We start from the raw sequence: 20,927 nt of genomic DNA on the forward strand, positions 1-20,927 counted from the left end.
ATTAGACTAAGTGGCGTGAGTACTTTGCGCATTTATGACACAGCCACCCGCAGCCAACGCGATTTCGAGCCGATCCGCCCCGGCCATGCCTCGATTTACCTGTGCGGCGCCACCCCGCAGGCCCAGCCGCACATCGGGCACCTGCGCTCCGGCGTCGCTTTCGACATCCTGCGCCGCTGGCTGCTCGCCCAGGGCTATGACGTAGCCTTGGTGCGCAACGTCACCGATATCGATGACAAGATCCTCACCAAGGCGGCCGAGAATAATCGCCCCTGGTGGGAGTGGGTATCCACGTATGAGCGCGAGTTCACCAAGGCCTATAACACCCTGGGCGTGCTTCCGCCTTCGGTAGAGCCGCGCGCGACCGGCTTTGTCACCCAGATGGTCGACTATATGCAGCGGCTTATCGACGCCGGCTTTGCCTACCCCGCAAACGGCTCCATCTACTTTGACGTTGCCGCATGGACCAAGGCCGAAGGCTCGGATTATGGTTCGCTGTCCGGCAACAAGGTAGAAGAAATGGAACAGGGCGAGGGCGAAGATTCCGCCAAGCGCGGCGCCCAAGACTTTGCCCTGTGGAAGGCCGCGAAACCGGGCGAACCCAGCTGGCCCACCCCCTGGGGCGACGGCCGACCGGGCTGGCACCTGGAGTGCTCGGCCATGTCTACCTATTACCTGGGCTCCAATTTCGATATCCACTGCGGCGGGCTGGACCTGCAGTTCCCGCACCACGAGAACGAGATTGCTCAGTCGCACGCGGCCGGCGATAAGTTTGCCAACTACTGGATGCACAACCACTGGGTGACGATGTCGGGCGAGAAGATGTCGAAATCGCTGGGCAACGTGCTCTCTATTCCGAATATGCTCGAGCTGGTGCGTCCGGTGGAGCTGCGCTACTACCTGGGCTCGGCGCATTACCGCTCCGTGCTGGAGTATTCCGAGGCCGCGCTGACCGAGGCCGCCGCAGGCTACCGCCGCATCGAGGACTTCCTCGCTCACTTCGATGACCTGGAGCTGGGCGAGTGGACGCAGGGCTTTGAAGACGCGATGAATGATGATATCGCGGTGCCCAAGGCGCTGGCGGAAATCCACACCACCGTTCGCGCCGGCAATAAGGCCCTTGCCGCCGGCGATGAGGCCGGGGCGCGCACGCTGGCCGGCCAGGTACGGGCGATGGCACACGTACTTGGCTTTGACCCGCTGGAGTGGGAAGATGGAGCGCAAGCTAGCGGGGCGGATGCCGCGTTGGATGCGCTGGTGCAGGCTGAACTGGAGCGGCGCACCCAGGCGCGTGCGGACAAGGACTTCGCTACTGCCGACGCCGTCCGTGACCGCCTCGCGGCCGCCGGCATCACCATCACCGATACCCCAGACGGCCCGACCTGGTCGCTGGCGCAGCGTTAAGCACTCCGAAAGGACAATAAACTATGGCACGTACCCACGGCCGCGGTGGCGCGGGAATCCGCAAGACCAATAAGAAGGGCGCAACCAAGGGCTCCGGCGGCCAGCGCCGCAAGGGCTTGGCCGGCAAGGGCCCGACACCCAAGGCAGAGGACCGCATTTACCACGCCAAGCACAAGGCCAAGCTGGAGCGCGACCGCCGCAACTCCGGCCGTCACCAGAAGGAGACCGCCGAGATGGTCGTGGGCCGCAACCCGGTCATCGAGTGTCTGCATGCCAAGGTTCCGGCCACCACGCTCTATATCGTGGCCGGTACCCGCAACGATAAGCGCCTGTCTGAGGCCGTGGCCATGTGCAATACCCGCAATATCCCCATCATCGAGGTGCAGCGCCACGAGATGGACCGCATGACCGGCAACGGCATGCACCAGGGCATCGGGCTGCAGATCCCGCCGTATAAATACGCCGATGTCGACGAGCTCATCTCCCGTGCGGCCGAAAGTGCCCGTCCGGGCATGTTCGTCATCTTGGATAACATCACCGACCCGCGCAACCTCGGCGCGGTGATTCGCTCTGTGGCAGCTTTTGGTGGCGACGGCGTCATCATCCCAGAGCGCCGCTCCGCATCCGTGACTGCCGTGGCGTGGCGTACCTCGGCCGGCACGGCGGCGCGCCTGCCGGTCGCCCGCGCGACGAATATCACCCGCACCGTACAGCAATTCCAAAAGAGCGGCTACCAGGTCGTCGGCCTAGATGCCGGCGGCGAGCACACGCTGGATACATATAACGGCGCGACGGACCCCGTGGTCATCGTCATCGGTTCCGAGGGCAAGGGGATTTCTCGCCTCGTGCGGGAAAACTGCGACGTCATCATGTCCATCCCTATGACGGATTGGGTCGAGTCCCTCAATGCTTCCGTCGCGGCCGGTTCTGTGCTTTCCGAATTCGCACGCCAGCGCCGCGCGGCCCAGTAGTCTCTAGCGAGAGTTTCTAGCCGCCTTCTGCCCAGGGCGGCAGCCACCTAATGGTGCCATTCACCCGGGCCAAGCGGCCGCGAACTGGCGGGGCGTTGGGGTCATCGTCGTTGACGCCGTTGTGGTACGGGCAGGCGATGGTGAGGTTTTCGGGGTTTGTCTCGCCGCCGTGGCGCCAGGCGGTGAGGTGGTGGACTTGGCATTCGTCGGCGGGATAATTGCACTGGGGCCAAGGACAAGTGGGATTTTCCGCGGCCGCCATGGTGCGCTGCTTGGGTGAGGCGAGCCGCTCCGTGCGATACAGATTCACCGGGCCTTTAACGGGATGGATGAGGGTGACATAGCCATGCTCGGTAAATGCGCGGCGCACGAGGTCTGCGCCGGTCATCCGGGCGCCGTTGGTTAGTTGCAGGGTGACGTCATCGCCTGCGGTGTCGACAACGCGGTCGAGCTCGTCCAAGCGCAGCACCACATTGGTGGTCACGGACGCACCGGAGGCGGCGGTCTTGCCCTGGAAAATCTTGCGCACCGAATCTAGCGGGGCATCTTTATCCAGCGCGGCATGCATATCCGCAATATCGGCGGATTTGCCGGTAATCGTCATAGTCCAGGGGCCCTCGGCGCGGCGGTAGAGCTTGACACCGGGTGTGCGCTGCGGCGGGCCTTTAATCTCGCGCACGCGTTTACGCCCCCGCTTTTCGACGTCCGAGGCATCCCCCTTCATCCCGCACAGTTCCCGCCGCAGCGCCCAGGCCTGACGCTTATTTCTCAGCCGAGTGGCGTAGCGCTCGATGGCCAGCAGCGCGGTAAGGCTGTGCCCATTGGTGCGAGCGGCGGCGATGGATTCGCGCTGGAGGCGGCTAAACGCGGTCGGGCCGAAGTAGGTATCGGCGAGGGCGAGCAGGCGGGTGGCGGTGGTGTCGGGGCAGCCGGCCTCGATTAGCGCGCGCTGAGTTAGGCCGTGGCAGTCGGCGATGATGTCCATGCCGGCGGCTAGGCCTGTCAAGAAAGTGTGCAGCGCGTTCATGGCTCCACACATTAGGTGCGGGACGCGACCAGAGGCGAGGGATAAGGCGCGCCGCTGTGGATAACTAGGACTGCGCGGTGCCGAGTCCGAAAAAGTCGCGGACCTTATCCACAGCGCGGAAGGAATCTGTATTGGGGCCTATGCGCGGGTCGGTTCTCATGCTAGAGGGAATCACGTGGCCAAGGCCCTCCATGGTCCATAGTTCGACGGGAAAATCGCCGGCGTATTCGGTGGCGGTGACATCCGGGGCGGGGTGGTAGTCGCGCGGTGGCTGGCAGCCATTGGCCAACGCAAAGTATTCCGCGGTGGCAGGCGCGGAGAGCACGCGGCCGCGGGTGCGCTCGGCGTCCAGCCCGGCCACACCGCCTTCATAAGGCGCATATGGGTCCGCGGTGCCGTGGAAAAACAGCAGCGGCGTGGGCCGGTAGCCATCCGGGTTGCTGGGCGCGTGGTTATCGCCCTCGCCCAAGGTGGAGGCGAAGATGCAGGCGCGGGTGAGGGTAAAGGGAGCGTCGAAAAGCAGGCGGAGCACCATCTGACCGCCATTGGAATAGCCGCAAGCAAAGGTGCGCGCGGTGCCGAACTCGCGCTGCATAGCTTCAACGAGATACGTGGCGAAGGCGATGTCATCAACGTTCTCCGTGCGGGCGGTGACCGGTAGGATGCTGCGGCAATCATTGAAATGGCGATCCACGCCGTCGGGGTAGACGAGGATGGTGTTGGTGGCATCGGCAAGCTCGTCGAAGGTGCCATTGGTAAAGCGGCGCATCACGTTGCCGGATTGCAACGAGCCGTGGAAGAAGAGCAGCAGGTCCGGATGCGGGCCGGGATTATCCGGCGTGATGACGAGGAAGCGGCGGGTGCGGCAATCCACATCCGCGGTGCGGCGGTGTACGTGCATAGCCGCCCAGTTTAGTCGGCGTGGTGCTCCTCGGCCGTGGTGTGGCAGTCGGCGTGGAAGCGTTTGGCAGCGACCTCGTCGCGCACTGCGCTTTTATTGCGCCGCCAGCCGATGAGCCGGCACACCAGATAGATGACAAAGGAAATGGTGGTGACGAAGACCGAGACCGGAAGACCAGGCGCGAGCGATAAGATGAAGCCGCCTACGGCCGACACCTCGGCGAAAATGGTGGCCCACATGACCGCGCGCAGGGGCGAGGAAGTAATCTGCACGGCCGCTGCGCCGGGGGTGATAAGCAGCGCCATGACGAGCAGTGAACCAACGATTTGTACCGACTGCGCGGCCGCTAGGCCCACGAGTACGGCGAAGGCGACCGAGATGAAACGGGTCGGCACGCCGGCCGCCTGGGCCATAACTGGGTCGGCCGAAGCGAAGAGCATGGGGCGCCACAGGATGGCTACGGCGGAGAGGATGACTACGGTGGTTGCGGCCAAAAGCCATACCGAGGCCGAAGATACGCCGACGATCTGGCCGGTCAGCAGCGTCATCGCGGTATTCGCGTTGCCCGGATAGAGGTGCAGAAATAGCACCGACAGTCCTAGGCCAAAGCTCATGACCACGCCGATGGCGCTGTCTTGCTGGCCCTTAAAGCCCAGTACGGCGAGGATGATGGCGGCCACGATGGCCCCGGCGACCGCGCCAAAGCCTAAGTTGAGACCGAAAAGTAGTGCGGCGGAGGCACCCATGAGCGCGAGCTCGGAAGTCGCGTGGACGGAAAAGGACATCTGGCGCAGCACGATGAGCGAGGTCATCACGCCAGAAAGAATGCCCAGCAGCGCGGAGGCGATGAGCGAGGACTGTACAAAATCAACGCTCAGCAGGTACTGGGTGTCTTCTATGAAGCTAGACAACGATAAGCCTCCCATCGACGTTTAAGACGTTGACTTTGGAACCGTAGAGCTCGGAAAGGACATCGGAGCGCATGACCTCATCTACCGCGCCGAAGGTATGGCCGCCGGGAGCAAGGTAGAGCACCTTATCGGTCACTCCGAGTACCGGATTGATGCCATGGGTGACAAAGATGATGGAGGTGCCGCGCTCGCGGCGTAGCGCATCTAGCTTCTCCACGGTGTCTTGCTGGCGCGCCGGATCGAGCGAGAGCAGCGGCTCATCGGCAAGGATGAGCTCTGGGTCATTGGCCAGCGCTTGGGCCTGGCGGATAAGTTGCTGCTGGCCGCCGGATAGCTGTCCTACGCGGCGGTCGCGCAGGCCGGTGGCACCTACCTCGGCGAGGAGCTCGTCGACGCGGTGGCGGGGAGGGCGGCGGCGTCGGAAAGCGCCGTGCGCAAGGGAGAGCGATACTAAGTCGCGGGCGCGCAGGGGCAGGTCGGCCGGGAACATGCGCTGCTGCGGGATGAATCCGACGCGGCAGTCCACGTCGACGCTGCCGGCCGTGAGTTTGCGGGTGCCCAAGATAGTGCCGAGCAGGGTGGATTTGCCCACGCCATTGGGGCCCAAAACGGCGATAAACTCGCCGCGGTCAACGGCGAGGTTAAGGCTGGACCACAGCGGGGCAACCGCTGCGTCATGAAATTGGATGAGCACTAGAGCTTCCCCAGGGAGTCGGTGACCTCGTCATAGTAGGTCCAGAACTCCTTGCCATCCGGCGGGGTCTCGCCGATTTCGACGATATTGACATCCGCATCCTCCGCGGCGGACTTGATACGGCCGGCGGTATCGGTTTCGGTCTGCGGGTTAAAGATGAGAAGGTCCACCTTGTGGTCCTTGATGGCCTTGGTGAAGGCGGCAAGGTCGGCCGCGGTGGGCTCGCCCTCAGAAATGGTGGCCTTGCGGTAGCCCTCTGGGGTGACGTCCTTGCCGGAGGTGTACTTCATGATGTAGTCCGCAATCGGCTCGGTCTGGGCGTAGGAGAGATCGCCCGGTAGCTCCTTGAGCTTGTCGCGCAGGCGGTTGACGTGGGAGTCCACGCGCTCGGTGCTGGCGTGCGCATCGGTATTGAGCTCATTGATCTGGTCCGCGATATTACCGGCGACCTCGTCGAGCGCAGCCGGGTCGTACCAGATGTGCTCGTTGCCTTCGATATTGGTGACCTTCTTTGGGTCCTTCTTGGCGGTGGCCTTGGCGGCGTCGATGGTCATGACATTGGGGTCATCGGCCAGCTTGCCGTGGTCGGTCAGCGGCAGGGCGGAGATGATGTTGTCTTGCTCGGAGACGGCCTGGTAAATCCAAGAATCGTAGCCGCCGCCGTTGACTACGAGCAGGTCCGCGTCTTCGGCCTTGGCGATATCGGCCGCGGAAGGCTCGAAGTGGTGGGGATCGACGCCATTGCCCTCCACGATGGGTTTGACCTCAATGTCCACGCCGGAGGCGGTATCGGCCACGGCTTGGGCAACATCGGCCCAGATAGAAGTGGAAGCGACGATAGAGATTTTCTTCTGAGCGCCGGGCTCGGCGGCCGAGTCTTGAGAGTCAGAGGAGGAGCAAGCGGTGGCGGTGAGGAGGAGGCCGCCGGCCGCGAGGAGGGTGGCGGTTGCGCGAAGTGAGTTATGCATAGCTCCCAGTGTGCTGTTGATGGTAATTGTTGTCAATTGAATATGTATTGAAAACGCGGCCGGGGGGGTAAGCTTACGGCCATGGTGAAACGCAGCCCCACCCGCAAGACGCTGGCCTCGCTGGCCGCCGAACTGGGTGTTTCGCGCACGACGGTGTCCAATGCCTATAGCCGGCCGGACCAGCTCTCGGCCGCAACGCGCGAGCGCATTCTGGCAGCGGCGAAAGCGCGAGGGTACCCCGGGCCGGACCCCACGGCTCGTAGCCTGCGCACCCGCCGTGCGGGCGCGGTGGGCGTGCTGCTGACTGAGCACCTGTCCTATGCCTTCGAAGACATGGCCTCGGTGGATTTCTTGGCCGGCATGGCGGAGGCCTCGGCCGGCGCGCAAAGCATGCTTACCCTCATCCCGGCCGGCCCGGAGGGGGAAGCGGAAGCGACCAGCCTGGTCGGCTCGGCTGCCGTGGATGGCTTTGTGGTTTATTCCGTGGCGGCTGGGGATGCCTACCTGGAGGCGGCGCGCGGGCGCGGCCTGCCGGTGGTGGTCTGCGATCAACCGACGGATTCGGGCCTGCCTTTTGTAGGGATCGATGACCGAGCCGCGATTGCTCCGGCCGCCCGCGCGCTGGTGGAGGCCGGCCACCGCAAGATTGGCGTGCTGGCCATTCGCCTCAAACGCGAGCGCCACGATGGCCCCATTTCCTGGGAGGAGTTGCAAGAGGCCGATATGCACGTGCAGCACGCGCGCGTCATGGGCGCTATGGACGTCTTTGCGCAGGCGGGGATCGCGCCGGAAACCGTGCCCGTGGTCACCCAGCACATCAATGATGCGCAAACCACGCGGGCGGCCGCGCAGTTGCTTCTCGACGCCCACCCTGAGCTCACCGCAGTCCTGTGTACCACCGACTCCATGGCGCTGGGCGTGATGACCTATGCGCGCGAACGGGGCATTGATATTCCCAGTGAGCTTTCCGTCACCGGCTTCGACGGCATCGATGCGGCGCAGCGCCTTGGCTTGACGACCATCATCCAGCCCAATAAGGCCAAAGGCGCCGCCGCCGGCCACATGCTCTCTAACCTCATCGCCGCCGCGGATAATGCGGCGGCGGCCGTGCCGGCGGTGTCGCGGCGGGTACTGCGGACGAATTTCGCGGCGGGGCGGACCGTGGCACCACCGCGTTAAGTCGGGGCAGGCCGGGGTTTACCGGCTAGGCGTCGTCGCCGCGGGAGTGACCTATATGGGCCGCGCGGGCGGTGGCAAGCTCAGTGAGGAAGTGGGCGACGGCGTCGACGTCGGCAAGCTGCACTACGGCCGCCGTATCGCCCTCGCCTACCTTGACACCGACGTCCGGCGGCTGATGGAGGGCGCGGAAACCGTCCTCGTCGGTGACATCATCGCCCAAAAAGACCATGGCGGTGGCGCCGGTACGCTCGCGTAGCTCGTCTAACCACGTGCCCTTGGTGGCCTGAGTGGCAGAAAACTCCACGACGGACTTACCGGCCGTGCGTGGGAAGCCGCCCGGATCGAGTGCGAGACCGGCTTCATAAGCCTGGGCGGCCGCCTCAGGATCGGATTCCTCGAGCGCCCGCAGGTGCAGTACGCGCTGGAACGGCTTGACCTCGATATCCGCGCCTGGGAAGCGCTCCATAATTGCGCGGATCTCGGTTTCCTTGGCGGTCAGATGCTCGCGCATCGCGGGAGTTAGATCCGTTTCTTCCCAAGAGGATTCGGCACCGTGGGAGCCGCCAAAAAGCACGGGCTCGCGCAGTGGACACACGCGCTGCAGGCCTGCGAGGTGGCGGCCGGACAGCACGGCCGCGGTGGTATGCGGCAGATGAGCAAGTTTATCCAAGGCGCGCAGGGAGTCTTGGTTCATCTCGACGTCATAGATGGCCGTGGCAAAGGGGGAGAGCGTGCCGTCAAAATCCGAGACCACCGCGAGGTGCTCGGCGGCGGCAAGGGCCTTGATGGTGGTGGAAAGCGTCATGGCTTCCAGCCTACGTATTTAATTGCCGAGGGAAACCAATTTGATAGACGGCGAGTCTACCTCGTCTGTAACCAGCTCTAAGACCAGCTGGTTATTGCTATTGACGGTGTAGTGGAAATCGCGGCCAGCGGATATCAAGTTGCGCAGCAGGTTATCGGCCCACACGGACGCGCCATGGCAATCCTGGGCGGTCTCGTCATAATCCACCTCATCAAAGTGCAGGCGGTTGCCATCCTGGATATTTTGGCGCTCCTCATCGGCGGAATAGGTCACCTTTCCCACCATTTGGGTGCAGCCGGTGGTGCCTACCAGCGTAGATTCACCAAAGCTCAACGTGGGTGCCTGCGGGATGGATTCCGGGATGGTAGAGGCAGCATCCGGGGTGGTGTTGATGGAGACTACCTGCCACTGTTTATCCAGGATCTGCTCATCACCAGGGGCCTGGGGCTCTTCTTCGCCGGAGCCGCAGGCAACTAGCAGCGTGGCGGCGCACGCAGCGGCGAGCGGAGTAATGAGGCGGGCACAGCGAGGAATCATGCGCCAGCCTCCTCGGCGTCGGCATGGCGCAGGCAGCTCAGGAAGGACTGGGACCATAGCTGTACGTCGTGCTCAGTGACCTGCTGGTGCATGGCGAGCATGCGCTGGGACATGGCAGAGGGGGCATCGTCAAGCGCGGTGAGCGCATTGAGCAAGGCGGCCTTGACGGACTCGATATCGAAGGGGTTGCACAGGTAGGCCTGGCTGAGCTCATCGGCAGCCCCGGCAAACTCAGAGAGCACTAGCGCGCCCGAACCATCGTCGTGGCAGGCCACGTATTCCTTGGCCACCAGATTCATGCCATCCTTGAAGGGGGTGACCAGCATGACATCGGCCATCCGGTAATAGCTGCGCAGCAAGCTTTTGGCTACGCCCCGGTGCTGATAGTGCACCACTGGGTGGCCCACGCGCGCAAAGCGCCCGTTGATGCGGCCGACGGCCTCTTCCACCTTGGAGCGGGTGGCCTTGTAATGATCAAGTCGCTCGCGCGACGGCGTGGCCAGCTGCACCATTGCTACTTCTTCCGGGTCGAGTGCTCCGGACTCCAGCAGCTCCTCAAAAGCAGTCAGCCGCTGCAGGATGCCCTTGGTGTAATCGAGGCGATCCACGCCCAGGATGATGCGCTGGGGCGAGCCCAGCTCTTCGCGCAGCTTGGCGACGTCCCCCTTATCCTCCGCAGTGAACGCGGCAAAATCCTTCGCGGCGATAGAAATAGGGAAAGCACCCACGCCGATGGTGCGGCCCTGCGGCAGGTGAATATGCGCGGTGACCTCGCGGGTGCTGGCCTCGCCTTCTACGTCGAGGCCGTGGCGGCGGGCGAGTTCCAGGAAGTTGCGGGCATTGGCCTCCAAGTGGAAGCCAATGAGATCCGCGCCGAGCAGCCCGCGCACGAGTTCCTCTCGCCAGGGCAGCTGACGGAAGAGATCGGCAGAAGGGAAGGGGATGTGCAAGAAGAACCCGATGGTGAGATCGGGGCGCTTTTGGCGCAGGATGCCGGGCAAAAGTTGTAGCTGGTAGTCCTGGACCCACACGGTGGCACCCTCGGCGGCGACCTCGGCTACCTCATCTGCAAAGCGCAGGTTGACCTCGCGATAGGCGTGCCACCAATCGCGGTCGTAGGTAGGGGTGACGATGAGATCGTGGTAGAGCGGCCACAGGGTGGCATTGGAAAAGCCCTCATAAAAGCCCTCGAAATCGGACTCGGTGAGCTTGACCGGATGCAGCAGCACGCCGGCATCGGTGCGGAAGGGCTCAGGTGCGGTGTCAGTCACGCCGGGCCACCCCACCCAGCAGCCCTGATGGGACTCAAGGACCGGGGACAAGGCGGTGACCAGCCCGCCTGGCGAGGGTTTCCACGTATGGCTGCCATCGGGCCGGGTTTCTAGATCAACCGGCAGACGGTTGGCCACCACCACGAAGTCATTGCCATGCTCACTCATGGTGCAAGAATAACTTAAGACTTCTTAGCAGACTTCTTTGTTGCCTTCTTAGAGGCCTTCTTCGTCGCTTTCTTCGTGGCCTTCTTGGTCGACTTCTTTGTCGATTTCTTGGTGGACTTTTTGGTCGACTTCTTCGTGGACTTCTTGCTGGATTTCTTGGTCGACTTCTTCGGGGCGGCATCGGCCTGCTCCGCCAGAACCTTCTTGTGTACCAAGCCCTTGGGCTCCACGCCCAGCATGGACATCAGGGTCACGCCGTCGAGGAAGTCCTGGGCGTAGGTGGCCACGATGCGGCGGGCTGCGCGGGAGGTCTCCTCCTCAAGGGCGTGATTCTGGTCAGCCTGTGGGTGGGTGTCTTGGACCTTGGGTGGCACGACGTGTCCTCCTGAACGTTGTGGAAACTACTTAAGCGCTTGCAAGAAAAGCTATCAGAGCAAATATTGTACGCTACCGGCGGCGTTTAGGGCCGCTCGGGTCCGGATTCGGTGCCCGGCTGCTCCGGTTTCTGGGCACGAAACGTTTCGGTGCCCGGCACGGTATAGGTGGTCTTCTCGTGCTGCTGCGGCTGCGCCGGCCACTGAGAATCCTCCGGCCACAGGTCCGCGGCGGAGCGGGTATGCGGCCCGTGGTTTTGGGCCTCGTGGCGCGGGTGCTGCTGCGGCGGCTTCGGCCCGAGCTTGGGTGGTAACTCCGGGCGATTGACGCGCGGGGCAAATGGGGACATCGGCACACGCGGGATTCGCGGGGCCTTGCGGGCCAAGTGCGTGGCCTTGTGGAAGGAGAAGCGGCCGATGCGCTTGAAAGCGGAGTAGGGGCGGAAGTACTGCGGGCGGCGCAGGCGGCGGGCCACGCGCTCGCCCAGTACTACGCCGGCGGCCAGGGCGCCGGAGATGGCCAGGGCCATTGCCATGTTGGTAAAGCCGGTAATCATCTGCTCATTGAGCGAGGCGTACATGCCGCGGTAGAGCATGAGGCCGGGGAGCATCGGCGTATAGCCCACGATCATGGTGATAAGCGGCGGGATGCCCCAACGGCGCGACATCAAGCCGCCGGCCAGGCCGACGACCACAGCGGACAGGCCCGAGGCAATCACCGGGCCGATGCCAAACGGCACCACCACGAAGTAATAGAAGATCATGCCGGCCGCGGCGGTAAGCCCCGACATGGTGATCTCGATCCAGGCAGCCCCGCAGGCTAGCGCAAAGGCGGCGGAGCCGGTGCCACCGAGCACCACCAGCAGCGGAATCTCGTGGTAGACCGGCGGGGCCAGCGTGGCCAGCGGCGGCAGGTTAAAGCCCAGCGAATCAGCCAGCTGGATGCCCACGCCCACGCCAGCGATGATGGCGCCGGTAGATAGCAGCGCCTCAAAGAAGCGGGCGGAGGAGGTTACGGGGGCGCGCGTGATGCCGTCGACCAGCGATTGCACCAAGGTTAGACCCGCTACCAGCACGATGATGCCGGAGGCGATGATCTGTGCCGGCGAGAAATTAATGCCGAACGAGGCCGCCACGTTGTACAAAATGGCGGCAGGGAAGACAGCGAAGAAGCCACCGACCACATTCTGATAGAAGGGCGGCAAGCGATAGTTGGCCAACCAAGCGTTCAGACCCATGATGAAGGCGGAAACCACAAAGGCCACCACGCCGACGAGCAGATCGCCGCCGAGCATCATGGAAATCAGGCCACCCATCGCGCCCCAGCCGAGCATGACCGTGGCCGGCTTATAAGGGGCGGGCATGCGGTCAATCTCGTCGAGGCGCTGCTCCGCCATGGCCGGTGGCATCTGGCCGGAGTGGATAGAGCGAATGAGCTTATCGACGGCCGAGAGCTTGGAAAAATCCACGCCAATGCTCGGCACCACACGGAAGACGTGCAGGTTTTGGCGCTGCTCGCCGGTGCCGATGGTGGTGTGGATGGTGATGGTATTCATCAAGATATCCACGTGGCAGTAGTGCAAGCCATAGGAAGATGCCGCCAGGTGTACCTGGGCGCGGGCATCCGAGTTAGCCGTACCGGCGCCGATGAGGATTTCACCAATGCGGGCGGCGATCTCCATGACGCCGGTGACTTGAGCGGCATCATGGAGATCGATCGGGGCGAGTGGCGATGGCGGCGGTGCGGCTTTAGCCGCGTCGATGATGGCTACTTGGCCCGAGGAAGCGCGCAGGCGCTCCCGCATAGCGGACAAAAATGACACGGAAATAACCCTCGAAAAAGCGCTGAGAAAGTGGGATAGATTCTGCCTGAACTTTAGCCCCTGTACCCTGTCAATGCATAGATGGGGGACCGGCTTTCCCTTTAGCGTTGGTGCTCGGGTACTATGCAACGAGCGGGATATCTCCCGCGGTGCTGGAGTGGCGCAATTGGTAGCGCAACGCACTTGTAATGCGTAGGTTGCGAGTTCAAGTCTCGTCTCCAGCTCAAAGAAATAAAGGTCAGGGAGCCTTTTTAACGCGTCGGAACTTAAATACTTTCTTCAAAGTGTCCAAAAAATGTCCACTTAAAGATCCTTTGGCTGAGCAGCCTCGCGGCGCAAAAGCTCCTGCAGCAGCACCTTCTTTGAAAATCCTCTCAGCTCATGCTCGTGACTGCAGGGCCGTGCCTCATCGGGAGTGAGCAGCCCCGTCTTGGATAGCGCCACAACGGGGTTGTGGCCATAAGCTCTTGCAACTGCCACCACTACGCCAGGAGGGGGAGTGGCAGTCTTAGATGCCCGGGTGATGGTGGTATGCGACAAACCTGTCAACTTCGCTATTGCGCGTGCACTGTCAGTGGTCATAGCTTCTAGCCACGTTGGTGTGTATTCTTCCATACGGTGCAGTCTAGCAACATTGAAGGGAACGAGACAGTAAGAACCGGACAACGATAATAAGCAATGTAATACGCCTTCTATACAGGCATTTATGCAGGTAGTGAAGGTGTATGCACAACCTTGAATTATATGTTGTCCGATAATATAGATTATGTCAGATGGTGCATAAAGTTTACGGACTTATGCAGGGCGACCATTGAGGCGCGCTGAGTGGAGTTAGTCCAGGATTCTGGATTAAGGGAAGTCGAGTAGATGGATTCGCAAAGCGCATACTTCCGAACCTGGAAATATGGAAACTTCCCCACCTAAAGAGCAGCCAGCACAACTAAACATAAAAGAGTCAATAGCGATTCATTCAATGCTTCACACAAAGAAATAAAAATACTCTCTAAACAACATGTGACCACCATCACCTAGGGGTGGGGGGTGCCTCCCCCGCATGGGCAAGGTCCATCCTCCCGGTATATGGACACTGCTGGTTAGTAACATTTTTCTAACGCTCCTATAGGGAAAATAATATGTAGTAACCAATGATTGGTGGACACCCATTAAATGTGGGGCTTTAATCTGCCGTGGGGAGTTCGAGACTGGGGTTGCTGTTCCACAGGTTCCCGGCGTGGCTGAGACGAAGGGTAGGTCTTACCATCCACTCCAACCACAGGGGAAGGCTCAGCTGCGTAATTATTCGCACCTGCCTCCAAGCCACTGCGTACATCCCCTGCTGTCTTATCACTCGTCCCAGTTCGTCGAGCATGTTCCCGGTTCGACAACTGCGGATCTGCTTTGAGTGACTCTGCAATCAAAGCGCGGCGCTGTTCCCGGTTAAGGTGACGGCGGTATTGGGGGTGTGAAATGAAAATATCGGTATAGGTAACGGGCAGATTTTCTTTGGCGATTAACTGACTAAGTAGCGGCTACAAGCTGTGTGCTTAATGTCGTTAAACTTTCTTCCCTGAAAGGAAAATCATGTCTAGGTTTAAGAAGTCTGTGGCTGCTGTGGCTGTTGCTGCAGCGATTGGTGGCGGTTCCCCGGCTGTAGCGTCCGCAGCGCCAGTTGCACCTGCTGCAACGAGCAGTTCCGATGACCTGCTTCAGGCATATGCCATTGTTTTAAGTATTGGGTCTGCGGCTTTTTACAGTCTCCCTAAGGAAGCTCAGGATTGGATTCTTAGTAATTCTGTGCTTCTGAAAGCGCTAAATTACCGGTCCAACAAGGCTACTGAGGACTACGCCCGCATGAAGGCCTCGCTGGTCAAAGACTAAGGCGCGTAACTAGGCGTAAAAAGGGGGCCGCTCGGTATATATCGGGTGGCCTATCTTTGTATGTTGGGCGGTGTTTTGCCTGTTCAATATCGCCGTTTAAGGCGTTTTATTTTCCCGCTGGGGTGGTAGTACCCCTTAATTGCTTAGGCGGCCATACAGCGCGCCGCACAAAGTAGCCACCTAGGGTTCTGAATACTGTAACTACTCAGAACCCTGGGGGCTACCCCTCCAACACTAAACGAAAGGACAACAACATGACCACACGAACCCTCTACCTCATCGCCCTGGCCTTACTGGCCATATCCATCATCATCAACATCATCAACGGCTTCACTACATCCAGCACGATCCTCACTGTCTTGGCGGTAGCGGTACTCGGCTACGCAACCTTCAAGAAAGTGTGGAGGAAATGAGACTGCACATCACTGACGCGGACACCGGGCGGGAGTTGTGGACGGTTCACCAGTGTGCTGAGCACTGTGGCATTACTGCTACGACGTGGCGCAGCTACCGCAGCCGCAGCGCACTGAACCCCTCTCCTGGGCCAGTGGCCCGCCTTGATGGCCGTACCCCTTTGTGGGATGCGGGTGAGGTGCGTGAGTGGCACGCTTCGCGCCCGGGTTCTCCTGCGCGGAATGCCCCACAGGGCGGGAATGTCTGACTGTTAAAACTACATATGCCCCCAACGTGTGTTGAGGGCATAGTTGCGGGGTAGGGATTCTTTGAGCTTCGAATTTTAGGTTGGGGTTCTGGCCTAACTATCCGCGCTTCCACTGGCCATTCGTACGTTTTCGTAACTAAGAAATAGAACACTTGAAGCGGCTGCTATCTGTACCATCATGAATCCACGACGCCCGTGGTTCTACAAGCTTCAATCTGGCTAGTGATACTGTTTGCAAGTCGGTAAATATCTCTGTCCTGAACCTCAAAGACTATAGTTTCTCCGTCGCGTGATGTGAGGGTGATGCGCAAACTGCGATGTCGTTGACGGGCCCGTACAGGAGTGACGGTAAGCTCGCCGGAGCGCCATTGATGGCTAGGAGCTTTGAATCGAGCCCTCATGCAGTCTCCTTGCGCACGAAAAGTCCGCGCTCGTTAATTCGAATTAGCCCCTTCATTTGCAGGCGTTCGATGACGGTGTAGAAATCATCGGCCTGGTCGAGTTGTTGCTTGGTAAGGTGCTTTTGAATTTGCTTGGTGGTTTGGCCCCGGGTGGTGTCGAGGGCGTTGAGGACAGCGTCCTCTAGGTCGTTGGGTTGTGGTGTGGTGGACGTGTTGAGGGTGAAAAGTTGTCCAGTTGGGCCAGTGTGTGGCCCGTGGCCCGACTGTGATTTCTGCCCAGTTGGGCCATCGTGTTTTCCCTGCATATCGCCAGTTGGGCCACTGTTATTTACCCCTAGGGGAGTGTTGGCCCGAATGGCCCTACCGGTTTTCGTGGATTCAAGTTCGGAGGTTGGGGTTGAACTCGTCATAGATTCCCGCATAGATTCCATAGATTCCCGTTCTCGTGCGTGGGAATCTATGGCACCTATGGCGGCATCTATGGCCCAAACCCACTTGGCGCCTTTGCCGAAACCTTGCCTTTCGGTCTTCACTCCGATCTTCTTCCGGGCCTTTTTGACCGCGTTATCGTTGAGTCCTGCAGCCCTCGTCACCTTCAGAACTTCTCCAGCCGGGGCGCTTCCACCACATGCTTCGAGATAGTCGAGGACAATCGCTTCAATCTCACTTCGCTCGTCCTGCATCTCATCACTTTGAGCTTCGAGAAGCTCCGTAGCCGGCGTGTCTGTGAATTGTCCCCATTCAATGGCGCCTAACTCTGTGAGAGTGCCATCGTCGATAGCTACGGGGCGCGGAACAATGCGGGCTTCGCGAGAAACGATGCCCCTAGCTAGGTTGGCTTTCGTGTTGGTCACGATTAAGCGGCCGTCCTCGTCTACGGCTGCAGACAACACACTTCGGGCTATCTGACTCCATGCGATGGAGCCAAGGAGAAGCCGGCCGGTGTCTTTGCCTTCCTTCTTACCGAAGTGAGCCAGCCCAACAATGGTGATGTTGTACTTATCGGCGGCTGCTGCCAGTGGTTCAAGAAACTGGCGAACATGATCGTCCTTATAACCGTCGAGCTTCGGGTCCATTGAGCTTTTAGCCGCGTCGAGGACTACGAACTTCACGCCCTGGTCTACGAGTTCACGAAACAGAATCTCAGTGTCTTGAGGTAGGCGGAGATGCCCTTCGTTGCCTGTTTCGGTTTCTACGTCGATAAAGAAGATGTTGTCGAGGTTCGCCCCTGCAGCCTGCAGGCGGGGCCTAACCGTAAACGAGCGGGAATCCTCGGAGTTGAGGTAGGCGCATTTCATGCCCTGGTTACTGAACTCAGCTACCCAACCGCACGCGATGGTGGACTTACCGATACCTTCACGCCCTGCAAGGAGAGTGAGCATTCCGGCTGGAATCCATTCTTTAATGAGCCAATCGACTTTTTCGGTCTTAACGCTGCTTGCCTTAATCAATTTCACGCGGCGGCGCCCAACCTTGTCACCTACTGATTTAAGGTCGGTGGCGTTGAGTCCGGCTGCGATATGGTCGGAGAGGTCTTTTCCTGCAGCGGCTTTTACGATGCGTACCGATTCGGGTCGTGCGTTGAGGCCGGTGAGGTATGTAAAGACCTTGTCAGCGCGCTTCTCGCCCGGTTTATCATCGTCGGCGACGATAACTACGTCTCGGCCTTTAAGCGGCGCCCAGTCGGCTTTATCGGGGCCGGTGCTTGCTCCTTGGGCTTGGGATACTGCAGCAGCGCCCCACACGTTATTGGCCGTGTTAACGTCCTTTTCGCCTTCTACTACGTAGACGGGGCCGGGGAGGGATAGGGACTGCAATCCGTAAAGGTTAGTGCCCTTAGTGTTGCCAGTTTGGCGGAAGTACTTTTCAGGCGATCGGTGGACGAGCCGGCCGTCGCCGTAGTCATAGCGGGCGCCGCTTGGCTCGTCGTATAGGTCGGACAGTGAGAGACCAAGAGTGTCGAGGACAGTGCCAGTGTCGCCATTGTGGCAATGAACAAGTAACTGATCTCCGTTATAGGTGATGCTCGTCCCTCGGTCTTGGTCACTATGGCCTGGGGTTTGCACCTGGGCGCGTTTACCGGATTCAAGTTCGCGGTAGTGAAGTCCTGCCACATCGGCGGCTTCGAGGAATCGTTGGTAGGAATTTACAGCGCTTGGCACTTATCGTTTTCCTTCGGGTCGGGGTGGGTATGAAATGTCTGCCAGCTCTACTTGTTTGGTTGTTGTTTTCCCCGTGTTGTGGGGCTGGTGCCCTCCAGCGGCTCGAACGCTGGTGCCTGCCAGTAGGGCTAATAGGGGTTAGTAGTAGTGAGGGTCATACGGGAACTTGTTTAAGTCCGTATTCCGAAGCGCTTCGATTGCAGCGTTCGCCATGACTTCAGCGATTAGGTGAATGTTGAAGTCGTATTGGTCGATGTGCTCGGCCAGGATGTCGAAGAGATGGGATTGGAGGTTCGATTCGAGGTAGAGCGGATTCATCTCCATGTCGGAATATCCGTGGTCGCTGCGCATTGTGCAGTATTGTTCGATGGTTTCTTTGCCGTTATAGGTCTCCTTGGTGATGTTCATCTCGGGGATGTACTTCGTCTTGGTTCGGCGCGCCATGCTGGTGCTCCTTATGCTGCGAGGGTGTTGGGAAGGTCGAGGTGTTGGAGTAGGTCTTCAGCGTCAGCAACAAGAATGAGATCCGCTACTGAAAGAAGAGCGTCCGCATTAACCGTCATTTGCGGGCCTCCGATCCGTCGATGGTGGTGGTGCTCATACGAGTGAAGAACTCGGTCACTTCGGCGGCAATGTCTTGGAACTCCCTATCGCCCGGGACGAGAGCACCGTCAGACCGGCCGGCTCGGTGGTCAGTGATGACAGAACAGACCTTCCAATCAGAGCGACTGAACATAACGGAATAGAAGTTCTCAAAACTGTTTCCGTCTGCCTCCCAGCGGTAACGCCCGTCTAAGCGGGTTTCCTTCACCACGTGAACGTGGGCGTAATCTTGGAGTCCTGCGTCCACATACTCGTCGCGATTGCGAACGATGTTGATTCCTGGGCTGTAGTAGTTAACGGAGTAGCGTTCTTGCATCACTCGTCACCTTCTCCCCAAGAGTTAAGGCCGGCGCGCTGGAGGTCGAGGTCGTCAATGGCCTTCATGGCGTCGAGGACGGTCATGTAGTCGCCGCCTTCGCGGTAGCGTTCGACGAGCATGTATTTCAGGTCCATAGGGGACCAATCAGAATGCCCCGTGATGCGAGTGATTTCTTCGCGCCTGCGGGCATTATGGCGGGCTTTTTCTTCCTCATGCTGCTTGGCGGCGTCACGCTCCTGTTGCACCACCTGGTGGTGTTCCTCAACGAGGGAGCGGAGCTGCTTAGTCAGCACGGTGTTAGTCCTCTGAACTTTTCCGAAACCCGCGTCGAGCTCCTGGAACTCCGCCGGGCTCGCGTTGAGTGATTCCTCGTTGATTTGGCGAAGGATGCGATTGTTGTTGGAGATAGCGGCCTGAACCTTGGCAATGGTTCGGCGAAGCTCGCGGCTGCTATGCTTATGAGTAGTCGAGTCTGCACCAGTCTCGCTTGCTCCCTCGTTGGTGTTCCCAGCACCAGCGGGGGTTTTCTTATTAGGGGTGGTCAATTTCTTCTCCTTATGCGGCGTTGTCTTGGGGCGGAATTACAGCGTCTGGGGTGCCGTTCGGGTGCATCGTGGTGATGTTGTCCGGGCGGTAACTCATGCCCTCCGGGTCGGTCACGACTTCGCCCTTGTAGTGCAGGCGAACGGGGAGCCCATTGCTGTAATGAGTGGCGCGGTGCACGTTATGGTGCATGGCTTCCTTGCGGACAGTGTCGCGGATTCCGTCGAGGATGTAGATCGCGTTCTGCAGGTTGTCGGGTAGCTCGTCGAACTCCGGGCAGGTGCCGTTGATGTCCTGGATTTCCTCGTTAGCGGCGTCGAGCGAAGCGAGCACACTATCAGCGAGATACGCCAGCGAGTCCTGGGGAAGATACTGTTTCCGCACCTACGCCACCTCCTTCGGCAATTCGTCGAGTTCCAAGAGCTCTAGAAGGGGGTTCGTCGGAACGACATAGCGTCCACCAATTTGGATAACTTTTGTCGGGAAAGTCCCGTTACGGGCTGCGGTGTACGCACTGCTTTTAGAGATGCCGAGCAGATCGGCCGCTGCCCTAAGTGTGGTTGTTGCCGGGGACATGGGTATCCTTTCCAGTGTGTAATGTGTTGCACCATTCGGAACAGTCTGTTCTCTGCGTGCAACACCTAGTGTATACAATATGTACGCACTGAACAACACATATGGAACAATTTTGGAAAGGTGCAGCTAGTGAGTGGTGGCGAAGAAATTCAGGAAGACTATTTCGGCTCGAATTTAAGTGCACTTAGGAAAGCTCGTTCAATCTCGCGCCAAGCGTTAATTGACCTACTCAAGGACACTTGGGGAGTAACAATGCACTCAACAACACTGCGGAGGATTGAGTCTGGGGAGCAGAGCGCCAAAGCCCTCGAAGCGATGGCTATAGCCGACATTTTTCAACAAGACCTGACCCGAATGATTACAAGGCCCATTTCTGAGGACGATGCTTTCTATCTGAGCCTGAAGCAAGATCTGGCTAGAGACGAGGAGGCGGTCTATTTGGCCCTTAAAGGTTTCGTTGATTCGTACAACAGGGCTGATGTAGCTTTAGACTCCACTGACAACGACGTTCCAACCGCTGCACAAGCAGAACTTAAGAAATACTTCGACTCTATCGGCAAACACATAGAGCTCGCTCGTTCTGTACTGAGAGAATGGGTATTCGGAATTGGCTCGCGGTAGGCCGGCCACCCCTCCAGGAACGCACGGTGAGATTTCGGAGCCTAGAAAACTTGGGGAGAAGAAGTTCCAAGTATCAACTCGTCTAAGACTTTTGAATGGTCAAACGGTTAGGGTTCGGGCCACGGGAAGA

At 59.8% G+C, this 20,927-nt stretch carries 23 protein-coding genes and 1 tRNA gene; 7 read left to right on the forward strand and 17 right to left on the reverse strand.

The window, feature by feature from the left end; genetic code table 11:
• Positions 1 to 15: 15 nt before the first annotated feature.
• Positions 16 to 1,404, forward strand: a complete 1,389-nt coding sequence (cysS, locus tag WMQ00_RS06305; protein ID WP_340440786.1) for a cysteine--tRNA ligase — start codon at positions 16 to 18, stop codon at positions 1,402 to 1,404.
• Between the two features lie 23 nt (positions 1,405 to 1,427).
• Complete coding sequence (gene rlmB / locus WMQ00_RS06310) at positions 1,428 to 2,375, forward strand: 23S rRNA (guanosine(2251)-2'-O)-methyltransferase RlmB (protein WP_023019902.1); 948 nt, start codon at positions 1,428 to 1,430, stop codon at positions 2,373 to 2,375.
• 16 nt (positions 2,376 to 2,391) lie between these two features.
• Here the strand turns inward: rlmB and WMQ00_RS06315 are convergent, their stop codons facing one another.
• The 5 genes from WMQ00_RS06315 to WMQ00_RS06335 form a co-directional block, all read right to left on the reverse strand.
• Positions 2,392 to 3,402 (reverse strand): HNH endonuclease signature motif containing protein, encoded by a 1,011-nt coding sequence (locus tag WMQ00_RS06315; RefSeq protein WP_340440787.1) that lies wholly within the window; start codon positions 3,400 to 3,402, stop codon positions 2,392 to 2,394.
• A gap of 64 nt (positions 3,403 to 3,466) precedes the next feature.
• Positions 3,467 to 4,303 carry an alpha/beta hydrolase family esterase gene (locus WMQ00_RS06320; protein ID WP_239208066.1) on the reverse strand — a complete coding sequence of 279 codons (837 nt, stop codon included), beginning with the start codon at positions 4,301 to 4,303 and terminating at the stop codon, positions 3,467 to 3,469.
• A gap of 11 nt (positions 4,304 to 4,314) precedes the next feature.
• Complete coding sequence (locus WMQ00_RS06325) at positions 4,315 to 5,229, reverse strand: metal ABC transporter permease (RefSeq protein WP_239205497.1); 915 nt, start codon at positions 5,227 to 5,229, stop codon at positions 4,315 to 4,317.
• Complete coding sequence (locus WMQ00_RS06330; protein ID WP_023019898.1) at positions 5,207 to 5,908, reverse strand: metal ABC transporter ATP-binding protein; 702 nt, start codon at positions 5,906 to 5,908, stop codon at positions 5,207 to 5,209. Before WMQ00_RS06330 ends, WMQ00_RS06325 begins: the two co-directional genes overlap by 23 nt.
• A complete protein-coding gene (locus tag WMQ00_RS06335) occupies positions 5,908 to 6,876 on the reverse strand; it encodes a metal ABC transporter solute-binding protein, Zn/Mn family (protein WP_023019897.1) in 969 nt (322 codons plus the stop codon). Before WMQ00_RS06335 ends, WMQ00_RS06330 begins: the two co-directional genes overlap by 1 nt.
• A gap of 81 nt (positions 6,877 to 6,957) precedes the next feature.
• Here WMQ00_RS06335 and WMQ00_RS06340 point away from each other — a divergent pair, with 81 nt between their 5' ends.
• Positions 6,958 to 8,055, forward strand: coding sequence for a LacI family DNA-binding transcriptional regulator (locus tag WMQ00_RS06340; protein ID WP_239208065.1), 1,098 nt, complete (start codon positions 6,958 to 6,960; stop codon positions 8,053 to 8,055).
• A 25-nt stretch (positions 8,056 to 8,080) separates the two neighbouring features.
• Here the strand turns inward: WMQ00_RS06340 and otsB are convergent, their stop codons facing one another.
• From otsB to thrE, 5 genes are all read right to left on the reverse strand, one after another.
• Positions 8,081 to 8,860 (reverse strand): trehalose-phosphatase, encoded by a 780-nt coding sequence (gene otsB / locus WMQ00_RS06345; protein WP_200288652.1) that lies wholly within the window; start codon positions 8,858 to 8,860, stop codon positions 8,081 to 8,083.
• A gap of 18 nt (positions 8,861 to 8,878) precedes the next feature.
• Entirely contained in the window at positions 8,879 to 9,397 is a 519-nt protein-coding gene (locus tag WMQ00_RS06350; protein WP_023019894.1) for an META domain-containing protein, read from the reverse strand.
• Positions 9,394 to 10,836, reverse strand: a complete 1,443-nt coding sequence (locus tag WMQ00_RS06355; RefSeq protein ID WP_200288653.1) for an alpha,alpha-trehalose-phosphate synthase (UDP-forming) — start codon at positions 10,834 to 10,836, stop codon at positions 9,394 to 9,396. The genes WMQ00_RS06350 and WMQ00_RS06355 overlap by 4 nt, the downstream gene beginning before the upstream one ends.
• 14 nt (positions 10,837 to 10,850) lie before the next feature.
• A complete protein-coding gene (locus WMQ00_RS06360) occupies positions 10,851 to 11,210 on the reverse strand; it encodes a hypothetical protein (protein WP_023019892.1) in 360 nt (119 codons plus the stop codon).
• A gap of 86 nt (positions 11,211 to 11,296) precedes the next feature.
• Positions 11,297 to 13,033 carry a threonine/serine exporter ThrE gene (gene thrE, locus WMQ00_RS06365; protein ID WP_340440788.1) on the reverse strand — a complete coding sequence of 579 codons (1,737 nt, stop codon included), beginning with the start codon at positions 13,031 to 13,033 and terminating at the stop codon, positions 11,297 to 11,299.
• A gap of 151 nt (positions 13,034 to 13,184) precedes the next feature.
• Here thrE and WMQ00_RS06370 point away from each other — a divergent pair.
• A tRNA-Thr gene (locus tag WMQ00_RS06370) sits at positions 13,185 to 13,257 on the forward strand.
• 79 nt (positions 13,258 to 13,336) lie between these two features.
• Here the strand turns inward: WMQ00_RS06370 and WMQ00_RS06375 are convergent.
• Positions 13,337 to 13,648: a hypothetical protein gene (locus WMQ00_RS06375; RefSeq protein WP_340418533.1), complete on the reverse strand. Its 312-nt coding sequence runs from the start codon at positions 13,646 to 13,648 to the stop codon at positions 13,337 to 13,339.
• Between the two features lie 966 nt (positions 13,649 to 14,614).
• Between WMQ00_RS06375 and WMQ00_RS06380 the strand changes: the two genes are divergently transcribed.
• A complete protein-coding gene (locus WMQ00_RS06380; protein ID WP_340418534.1) occupies positions 14,615 to 14,911 on the forward strand; it encodes a hypothetical protein in 297 nt (98 codons plus the stop codon).
• Positions 14,912 to 15,165: 254 nt separating this feature from the next.
• The gene (locus WMQ00_RS06385) at positions 15,166 to 15,324 is read left to right on the forward strand and encodes a hypothetical protein (RefSeq protein WP_340440789.1); all 159 of its coding nucleotides are present in this window, start codon (positions 15,166 to 15,168) and stop codon (positions 15,322 to 15,324) included.
• Between the two features lie 645 nt (positions 15,325 to 15,969).
• Here the strand turns inward: WMQ00_RS06385 and WMQ00_RS06390 are convergent.
• The 6 genes from WMQ00_RS06390 to WMQ00_RS06415 all read right to left on the reverse strand — a co-directional run bounded on the left by WMQ00_RS06390 (position 15,970) and on the right by WMQ00_RS06415 (position 20,176).
• The gene (locus tag WMQ00_RS06390; RefSeq protein WP_340440790.1) at positions 15,970 to 18,135 is read right to left on the reverse strand and encodes an AAA family ATPase; all 2,166 of its coding nucleotides are present in this window, start codon (positions 18,133 to 18,135) and stop codon (positions 15,970 to 15,972) included.
• A 138-nt stretch (positions 18,136 to 18,273) separates the two neighbouring features.
• A complete protein-coding gene (locus WMQ00_RS06395; RefSeq protein WP_340418538.1) occupies positions 18,274 to 18,579 on the reverse strand; it encodes a hypothetical protein in 306 nt (101 codons plus the stop codon).
• Between the two features lie 115 nt (positions 18,580 to 18,694).
• Positions 18,695 to 19,054, reverse strand: coding sequence for a hypothetical protein (locus WMQ00_RS06400; RefSeq protein WP_340418541.1), 360 nt, complete (start codon positions 19,052 to 19,054; stop codon positions 18,695 to 18,697).
• Positions 19,054 to 19,602 carry a hypothetical protein gene (locus tag WMQ00_RS06405; protein WP_340418542.1) on the reverse strand — a complete coding sequence of 183 codons (549 nt, stop codon included), beginning with the start codon at positions 19,600 to 19,602 and terminating at the stop codon, positions 19,054 to 19,056. Before WMQ00_RS06405 ends, WMQ00_RS06400 begins: the two co-directional genes overlap by 1 nt.
• Before the next feature lie 10 nt (positions 19,603 to 19,612).
• The gene (locus WMQ00_RS06410; RefSeq protein ID WP_340440791.1) at positions 19,613 to 19,984 is read right to left on the reverse strand and encodes a hypothetical protein; all 372 of its coding nucleotides are present in this window, start codon (positions 19,982 to 19,984) and stop codon (positions 19,613 to 19,615) included.
• Positions 19,985 to 20,176, reverse strand: coding sequence for a helix-turn-helix transcriptional regulator (locus tag WMQ00_RS06415; RefSeq protein ID WP_340440792.1), 192 nt, complete (start codon positions 20,174 to 20,176; stop codon positions 19,985 to 19,987).
• A gap of 129 nt (positions 20,177 to 20,305) precedes the next feature.
• On the opposite strand from WMQ00_RS06415, the gene WMQ00_RS06420 reads away from it, so the two are divergent.
• Complete coding sequence (locus WMQ00_RS06420; protein WP_293820359.1) at positions 20,306 to 20,797, forward strand: helix-turn-helix domain-containing protein; 492 nt, start codon at positions 20,306 to 20,308, stop codon at positions 20,795 to 20,797.
• Positions 20,798 to 20,927: the final 130 nt, after the last annotated feature.

Source organism: Corynebacterium sp. KPL2825 (assembly GCF_037908445.1).
GTDB classification, from domain to species: Bacteria; Actinomycetota; Actinomycetes; order Mycobacteriales; family Mycobacteriaceae; genus Corynebacterium; species Corynebacterium kefirresidentii.

What these genes read in the sequence shown, in the direction of transcription:
- WMQ00_RS06340 (WP_239208065.1), top strand. Translation starts at nt 6,958, where the DNA reads ATGGTGAAACGCAGCCCCACCCGCAAGACGCTGGCCTCGCTGGCCGCC.
- WMQ00_RS06355 (WP_200288653.1), bottom strand. Translation starts at nt 10,836, where the DNA reads ATGAGTGAGCATGGCAATGACTTCGTGGTGGTGGCCAACCGTCTGCCG.
- WMQ00_RS06395 (WP_340418538.1), bottom strand. Translation starts at nt 18,579, where the DNA reads ATGGCGCGCCGAACCAAGACGAAGTACATCCCCGAGATGAACATCACC.
- WMQ00_RS06385 (WP_340440789.1), top strand. Translation starts at nt 15,166, where the DNA reads ATGACCACACGAACCCTCTACCTCATCGCCCTGGCCTTACTGGCCATA.
- WMQ00_RS06380 (WP_340418534.1), top strand. Translation starts at nt 14,615, where the DNA reads ATGTCTAGGTTTAAGAAGTCTGTGGCTGCTGTGGCTGTTGCTGCAGCG.
- WMQ00_RS06415 (WP_340440792.1), bottom strand. Translation starts at nt 20,176, where the DNA reads ATGTCCCCGGCAACAACCACACTTAGGGCAGCGGCCGATCTGCTCGGC.
- WMQ00_RS06335 (WP_023019897.1), bottom strand. Translation starts at nt 6,876, where the DNA reads ATGCATAACTCACTTCGCGCAACCGCCACCCTCCTCGCGGCCGGCGGC.
- rlmB (WP_023019902.1), top strand. Translation starts at nt 1,428, where the DNA reads ATGGCACGTACCCACGGCCGCGGTGGCGCGGGAATCCGCAAGACCAAT.
- WMQ00_RS06375 (WP_340418533.1), bottom strand. Translation starts at nt 13,648, where the DNA reads ATGGAAGAATACACACCAACGTGGCTAGAAGCTATGACCACTGACAGT.
- WMQ00_RS06400 (WP_340418541.1), bottom strand. Translation starts at nt 19,054, where the DNA reads ATGCAAGAACGCTACTCCGTTAACTACTACAGCCCAGGAATCAACATC.
- otsB (WP_200288652.1), bottom strand. Translation starts at nt 8,860, where the DNA reads ATGACGCTTTCCACCACCATCAAGGCCCTTGCCGCCGCCGAGCACCTC.
- WMQ00_RS06320 (WP_239208066.1), bottom strand. Translation starts at nt 4,303, where the DNA reads ATGCACGTACACCGCCGCACCGCGGATGTGGATTGCCGCACCCGCCGC.
- WMQ00_RS06350 (WP_023019894.1), bottom strand. Translation starts at nt 9,397, where the DNA reads ATGATTCCTCGCTGTGCCCGCCTCATTACTCCGCTCGCCGCTGCGTGC.
- WMQ00_RS06315 (WP_340440787.1), bottom strand. Translation starts at nt 3,402, where the DNA reads ATGAACGCGCTGCACACTTTCTTGACAGGCCTAGCCGCCGGCATGGAC.
- WMQ00_RS06325 (WP_239205497.1), bottom strand. Translation starts at nt 5,229, where the DNA reads ATGGGAGGCTTATCGTTGTCTAGCTTCATAGAAGACACCCAGTACCTG.